The 7,621-nt window shown below is 63.6% G+C and carries 4 protein-coding genes; 2 read left to right on the top strand and 2 right to left on the bottom strand.

Going from position 1 to position 7,621, the window contains the following annotated elements:
* The first annotated feature begins 1,345 nt into the window (after nucleotides 1-1,345).
* A complete protein-coding gene (locus AC6A67_RS00950; protein ID WP_498034647.1) occupies nucleotides 1,346-3,010 on the top strand; it encodes an outer membrane beta-barrel protein in 1,665 nt (554 codons plus the stop codon).
* A gap of 322 nt (nucleotides 3,011-3,332) precedes the next feature.
* On the opposite strand, the gene AC6A67_RS00945 is transcribed toward AC6A67_RS00950, so the two are convergent.
* Nucleotides 3,333-4,877 (bottom strand): long-chain-fatty-acid--CoA ligase, encoded by a 1,545-nt coding sequence (locus AC6A67_RS00945; protein ID WP_498034646.1) that lies wholly within the window; start codon nucleotides 4,875-4,877, stop codon nucleotides 3,333-3,335.
* Between the two features lie 133 nt (nucleotides 4,878-5,010).
* Nucleotides 5,011-6,540, bottom strand: a complete 1,530-nt coding sequence (locus AC6A67_RS00940) for a class I adenylate-forming enzyme family protein (RefSeq protein ID WP_498034645.1) — start codon at nucleotides 6,538-6,540, stop codon at nucleotides 5,011-5,013.
* 290 nt (nucleotides 6,541-6,830) lie between these two features.
* Here AC6A67_RS00940 and AC6A67_RS00935 point away from each other — a divergent pair.
* A partial coding sequence (locus AC6A67_RS00935; protein ID WP_498034644.1) for a thiolase family protein occupies nucleotides 6,831-7,621 on the top strand: 791 nt, incomplete at its 3' end.

Below are 7,621 nucleotides of genomic sequence, written 5' to 3'. Positions count from 1 at the left end.
CACCAGTATTAACGTGCGACATCGGACAATTCGTCCGGGACAACGCGCAGACATCGCGCGGGCAAGACCGGCCTGCCCCCAAGGTCAGCGCTCCACCTATCCGTAGGAGCGCCCGCACGGCGCTATGCCCTCGGCTGTCACGGAAGAAACCAACGGATCGCGCGTCGGCCGAAAGCGCCGGCATCAATTGGTGTGCGTGAAGGAAACGGGACGCCGCCCGTTGAATTTGTCTGAATAATTACATCAATGTGAAATGAATAATGCGAGCTTCTATCCGCTGATACACGCATACGCGATGCAACATTTTACTTGGCGCTGCATCCAATACGACACTTCATCCATGTCGACCGCGCCCATGGCGAGCGCCCAGGGGCAAGCGACGCGCCATCCTGTCGACCCACGACAACCCTGACCGCGCTGTCTCAACAAGGCGGCGCCATACGGGGCTCTCCAGAATGCTCATGCGCGCCTTCTGGATGATGCGCGACAGCCCGCACCTTGTGTCCACCTTGCGCCCACTATTACCGCACTTTTGCGGCGACCAAATTTACTTTGCCTGACGAACGCCAGCTTTGCATGGGATTTTCTGTGGGGTCAACAGAAAATACGAGCGGTTTGCGGCATGCACTTCAAAGTTATATGATAGACTTCAGCAGTTATTGTAGATTGCACTGTTGTTCATGCACGTCATTACATGCGCTTACCTGGAGGCAGGGCGCTCCTTTAATGCTATGAAGTGGCAGAATGTGCCTGGATAATGTTCAATCCACAGCGTGGCTGTGGGAGCCTGATGCGCAGGCGCAGCGCCGCATTGAAGGCCTCCCCCGCCCCGCGCAAACCCTCTGCAATGGGCTGGCCAGTCGGGCATGCAGGCTGATGCGCCGCCGATTTATGTGGCGACGTCCAACTGGCGGGCTGTGTCGGCGGCTCCACGCCCGGCGCGCAGCGAAACGCCTGGCCAACCTCCCGCCCGGTTTCAATCAACCGTGCAGCTGGGCGTCACCCGGTCGGTGAACTGGCCGCGCCATTCCCCGGAGCGCACGACCAGCCGCGTCAAACCATTCAGGGGCATGGCGGCCCACCATGACTGGGGCCCAGAGCGGCGCCATGTCGTCGTAACGCCCGCTGCACAACTGCTCTCACCCAGGACACAATGGGTCCAGACTGTTAACCCAAGCTCCCGTTGTTGCATCGCCCCCCTTCGCTGGTTTGCGTCTCACAATGGCGTGGCTCGCCGGGTTGCTTTCCCCCTTCCCCTGCAGAAATAGATTGCTTTACCTGACGTAAGCGACGATTATACAGGTATAACTTGACTAATTACGTGTATGGGGGGCGTTGACTGACGATGCGCGCACGATTTCTGGCTGGCACGGCGTTATTCCTGCCCGTGTTCCTCCATGCTGCGGAGGTGTCGGCGACGGACGTCGCACCGCCCCATGGCGGCGTTGCGCAGTGGAACGGACACTACATTGGCGGCATTGTCGGCTTAAGCAGGGGAACCGCCACTTGGACGGAACCAGTCGGGCAAGGGCTCTCGTATTTTCTGCCCCGGTTTCCTGCTGGCGGCAGGGGTAACGGGATGCTGGCTGGCGGCACGCTAGGTTACAACGCCCAGTCGGGCGCCATTGTCTTTGGCGCCGAAGCCGACATCGCCTCATCGAGCGCCTATGGCGTGGCCGTTTGCGGTGGGCTCTATGGCTATGGCGATGAGGCGTTCATATCGCCAGATCATTCCACGTCGATGGCGTGGCGCTGCAGCAACCGGACGCGCATGCTTGTGACACTGGCCCCGCGACTGGGCTACGCCGTGGGACAGGCGTTGTTTTATGGCAAGGCTGGCGTCGCTGTCGCCCGCTCGTCTTTTGCTATTGATGATCTGGCTTTCAGCCAGCTCAGATCGGCGCGCCTCTCGCGCGCATCCGCAGACAAGACGTCCATCGGATGGATGATCGGCCTTGGCGTGGAATATGCCCTCAGCAGCGCCTGGTCGGCGAAGATCGAGTACAACCACATCCAGTTCGCGCCGCAACGCTGGCAGGGCTTCGATCCCGACTGGCAGGACAGCCACGGCGCGCGCACGCGACAGTCGCTTGACCTGGTCAAGTTCGGCCTCAACTACCGGTGGGGGAACCCGGACGCGCCGGGGGGCCAGGCTGTCGCAGCCAACACCCGTTTCTCCGGTGAGTTCGGCGGGCGCCTCGGGCGCTCGCTGGGCAGCTACCAGATGGACCTGGGCGCTCCATACGTCCCCGGACAGATGAACTCCCGCCTGACCTGGAACGACCAGAAAGCGCTGGCGCTCGAGGCGTTTGGCCGTCTGGACCACACATCAGGAGTTTTCATCAAGGGCATGATCGGCGGCACGGGCCTGCTCACCGGCAAAATGTTCGATGAGGATTTCCCCCCCGACACGGTCCCCTATTCCAACACCCGAAGCGACATCTCATCGAGCGGCGGCCTGTATGCCACAGCTGATATCGGCTGGGCCTATCAGGGCGCTGGATGGCGGCTGGGCGCCTTTGCCGGCTTCTCGCACAATCAGCAGTATTTGCATGCGTGGGGCTGCGCCCAGATCTCCCAGGGCGACATCTGTGTCGGCGACAGGGACATACCCAAGGATTACAATTCCCTGAGCCGTTACGAGAACTGGAATGGCGCGCGCATTGGCGTCGCCGGCGACATCGACATCACTGACCGACTGAGGCTGTCTGTCGACGCCGCCTATCTGCCAGGGCTCAATTATCGCGGGCGCGATAACCACTGGGCGCGTTCAGGCATTAATCCGATGGTCGATACCGGCTCTGGACGCGGCTACCAGATCGAGGCCATCGCCTCCTATCGTGTATCGGACAGCGTGTCCGTCGGCCTCGGCGCAAGGCGGTGGCATGCAAAATCCACCGCGTCGGTGGTCTTTCCGTTTCCTGGCATGCCCCCCTCGCCAGTCACGACGAAGAGCGATCGCACCACGGTTTTCATTCAGGCCTCTTACGCCTTCGGATCGGCGCTCTGAACGCTTTTTGGTCAAACGGCATCGCTTGGCCGATCTGAATGCGCTCCCTGCATGGAGGTGCGGTGCATGCGCCGGGCATGGGCCATCGGATCGTGCGCTGTGGGACCCAGGTCCACGCCGTGACGGGGTCGGTCGGCCTTCGTCGAGCGGTGATGGCTAGTGTTACCATGATCGGCCCGGGCGCCATTGCGCTCCGGGCGAAGGGTGTCCCCGGTAAATCCCGGCAGGGGCGCGCGTTAAAGCGGTGGACCAGGCTGCTCCCAACCCGATCCCCACCCTCTCCCAAGCGTTCATACCATGAAGCCGCCCGGGGCGCCTTCCGTCACAGGCGGTTCTGTTCCAGGCTGGCGCGGAGGTCGCGTTTCAGGATTTTTCCGGCGCCGGACATGGGCAGCGCGCCGTCATGGAAAGTCACGCCGCGCGGGCATTTGTAGCCAGCGATCCGCTCCTTGCAGAAGGCGATCAGCGCCGCGGCCTCCACCTCGGCGCCGGGCCTCAGCACCACCACGGCATGCACCTCCTCGCCCCATTGCGGATGCGGCACGCCGATCACGGCGCATTGCGCCACGGCCGGGTGCTGGGCGAGCACATTTTCGACCTCGATCGAATAGACGTTCTCACCGCCGGAGATGATCATGTCCTTGATGCGGTCCACCACATAGACATAGCCATCGGCATCCATGTAGCCGCCGTCGCCGGTGTGCATCCAGCCGTCGCGGATGGCTGCGGCGGTTTCTTCCGGGCGCTCCCAATAGCCCATCATCACATTGTCGCCGCGCACGATGATCTCTCCGACCTCGCCCCGCGGCAGCGGCTGCCCCTCGTCATCAACAATCAGCACCTCGACCGCCGGCGCCGGCCGCCCGGCGCTGCGGTGTTTGCCCTGGGCGCGGCGCTCGCCAATGTGATCATCCGGCTGCAGGAAGGTGGCGATGGGCGACAGCTCCGTCATGCCATAGGCCTGAGCGAAGCGGACGCCAGGCAGACGGGCGATCGCCCTGTCGAGCACGGCCTCGCTGATCGGCGAGGCGCCGTAGAGGATTTTACGCAGCGACGACAGGTCATGGCCGTCAATGTCGGGAGAATCCACGAACATCTGGATCATGGTCGGCACCAGCATCATGTCGGTCACCCGATGCCGGGCGATCGTTTCAGCCAGCGCGGCCGGCGAAAACGCCGGCAACATGACATTTGTGCCGCCCAGCAGCATGTTGGAATACATGGCGGCGCCATTGCCGAGGTGGAACATCGGGGCGACGTGCAAATAGCGCGGATCGTCCTCAAACATCCGCAGCGCCATGGCGTTCATGACATTGGTCATCAAATTGCGATGGCTCAGCATCACGCCTTTCGACCGCCCGGTCGTGCCGCCGGTGTAGAAAATGCCAGCCAGATCGTCGCCCGAGCGCATGGCGTCGGCGATGGGCTCATGGCCTGCGATCAGCGCCTCATAGTCATGGAACCCAGCCGGGACCGGCGCTTCGCCCAAATGCACCAGGCCGACGCCGCCGATGCGCAGCGCCAACTCTCCGGCGATGGCGGTGAAAGCGTCATCCGCCAGCAGCCAGTGGGCGCGGCAATCGCGCATGGCGTCCTCGTTCTCAACAGCGCTCCAGCGCACGTTGAGCGGAACCACCACTGCGCCGGCCCAGGCCACGGCCAGATAGGTTTCGAAATATTTGTCCGAATTCTGCGCGAGCACGGCGACCGGTTCGCCCGCGTTGACGCCCAGCGCCCGCAGGGCCGCCGCCAGCCGCTGGACGCGCTCGCCGGTCTCGCGCCAGGTGCGCTGGCGGTCGCCGAAGATCGTGGCCACGCCATCTGGCTTGAGTTCAACTACACGCCGAAGTCCGAGCGTCGTATTCATTGCCATCCTCCCCGACAGGGCCGCTGCAAGTCCTTGCTTCGCCTCGCCAGCCCGTTTGTTGTCATGTTGTGTGAGCGGAGTTCGCCGCGCGCGCGATCAGAGCCCGATGAGGCATGCCCATCGGGCTCGGGCGTCAGCGCCCGGTGAATTGCTCCACCAGCAGATACTTCTGGATCTTGCCTGTCGGCGTGCGCGGCAGAGGCGCATCCTGACGGAAGATCTGTCGTGGAATCTTGAAGCCCGCTAGCCGTTCGCGGCAATAGGCCAGCAGGGCGGCCTCATCCAGAACGACGCCTGGCGCCGGCACGATCAGCGCAGCCACCTTCTCGCCCCATAACGGATCGGGCAGGCCAAATACCGCAACGTCGCTGACCTGTGGATGTGACAGCACGACCTCTTCGATCTCTGCGGCATGAACGTTCTGTCCGCCGGAGACGATCATATCCTTCTTGCGACCGCTGATGGTCAGATAGCCGCGTTCGTCCATGAAGCCGATGTCGCCGGTGTGCACCCAGCCGCCCCGAAAGGTCTCGGCGCTCTTTTCCGGATTGTTGAAATAGGCGGTGACCGCATTGGGGGAGCGCCCGATAATGTCGCCGTGTTCGCCAGGCGGCAGCACCGCGCCGGTGTCGCCGACGATGCGCACGTCCGAGAACATCAGGGGTTTGCCCTGGGACGCCGGCGCAGCAAGGCGGTCCTCCGGCGTGCTCACCACCAGTGCGCCCGTCTCCTGCATGCCATAATATTCGTACAGGGCGTCGCACAACCGGGCGCGGGCGCCATCGCGAACGGGCTCCGGCAGGCTTGAACCGGCGAACACGATGCCGCGCAGCGATGCGATGGGACCCGCGTCCACCGCGCGCTCCTGCAGCAGCATCGCCGCCATCGTCGGCACCAGATTGACGATCGTCACGCGCTCCTGCTGCATCAGCTCAAGCACCCGGCCCGCCGCAAAGTTCAGCAGCACATTCGGCGCGCCATACATCATGGCGCCGACAATCCAGCCAAAGCCGACGCGGCCAAATGCCGGAAACACCGTCATCACCACGTCGCGCTGGTTTAGCTCGAACGCCTGAAACATCGGGTTGATGGTGCTGTTGTTGTATTGGGTCAGCACATAGGATTTCGGCAGCCCGGTCGTGCCCGAGGTCAGGTTGAAATAATACGGATCGCTCTCGCGAATATCCCGCTCCGGCAGCTGGTCAGACGCCGCGGCCAAAAGCGCGTCATAGTCGTGCGCCTCGCGCTCGCCGGCGCCGCCCAGCCGGATCACCAGGTCCAACGTGTCGGCCAGCGGCGCCGCCAGATCTGCGAAGCGGTCCTCGTAGATCAGGCCACGCGCGCCCATTGACGCGGCAAGTTCACGGATCTCGCTGGCGGCCAGCCGGTAGTTGAGCGGAATGCCGATCACCCCGATGCGCGCCAGGGCAAAATAGGTCTCGGCGATTTCGGCGCGGTTGCTGATCAGAAACGCCAACACATCGCCTTTGCGCAGCCCGAGGCTCTCGATTGCATTGGCCAGCCGGTTAGCCCGCTTGTCGACATCGCGAAAGCTGAAGCGCCGCCCGGTGTCGCCGCATATGATCGCGGTGCGATCGCCATAGCGAATGGCTGCGTTCTCCAGGATGCCGCCAACCAGCATCTGCCCAAGCGCGCGTTCCATCTTGCCCCTCCCCCTGATCCTTGTTCTCGCCAGACCGTCCATCAGGACGGCGCCAGGCGCCAGCGGACTTTGCCGCGTTCCTTTGCCATGGCCGCCCTTCACGGGACAGCCCCCGAGCGCTGCGGCCTGCCCCCCGGAAACCGCCACACATCCTGCCTTGACCAGCGACACGGCGCGTTGACACATTTCCAGGGACTGTTTATTACCCACGGGTAATCGACTGTCCATTGGTATTTTTAAGACCTGATGGTTCGGTCGTCACCAGTTACGCAGGCCGTGCGGAGGAAACAATGTCACAGGCGGTAGTGGTCGCAGGCGTCGGTATGATCCCGTTCGCCAAGCCAGGCGCGAGCGCGCCTTATCATGAGATGGGCGCGGAAGCGGCGCGGCTGGCGCTGGCGGATGCGGGCGTGGCCTATGACCAGGTCGAGCAGGCCTATGTCGGCTATGTCTATGGCGACAGCACCTGCGGCCAGCGCGCCGTCTATGACGTAGGCATGACCGGCATCCCGGTGATCAACGTCAACAACAATTGCTCCACCGGCTCCACCGCGCTGTTCCTCGCCCGCCAGGCCATCGCCAGCGGCGCCGCCGATTGCGTCATCGCCGTGGGTTTCGAGCAGATGAAGCCAGGCGCGCTCGGCTCGGTGTTCGATGACCGCCCCAATCCCATGGAGCTGTTTGAGGGCCTCGCCGACAATCTGGTCGACGCGAAGGGCGTGCCCTCCGCCCTGCGCCTGTTCGGCGGCGCTGGCCTCAGCCACATGAACAAGCACGGCACGCCGCTGTCCGCCTTCGCGCAGATCCGCGCCAAGGCCAGCCGGCACGCCGCGAAGAACCCGCTGGCGATCTTCCGCAAGGAGGTCACGACCGATGATGTGCTCAACGATCTGCCGATCTGGCCGGGGGTGATGACCCGCCTGATGGCCTGCCCGCCCACCTGCGGCGGCGCAGCGGCCATTCTGGTGTCGGAAGCCTTCGCCCGTCGCCACGGCCTCAACACCGACGTGCGCATCCGCGCCCAGGCCATGACCACCGACACCGCCTCGACCTTTGAGGCCAAGGACATGATGCAGCTGGT

It is taken from the genome of Camelimonas sp. FR25 (assembly GCF_059740505.1).
This window is presented reverse-complemented; position numbering and strand designations above follow the sequence as displayed.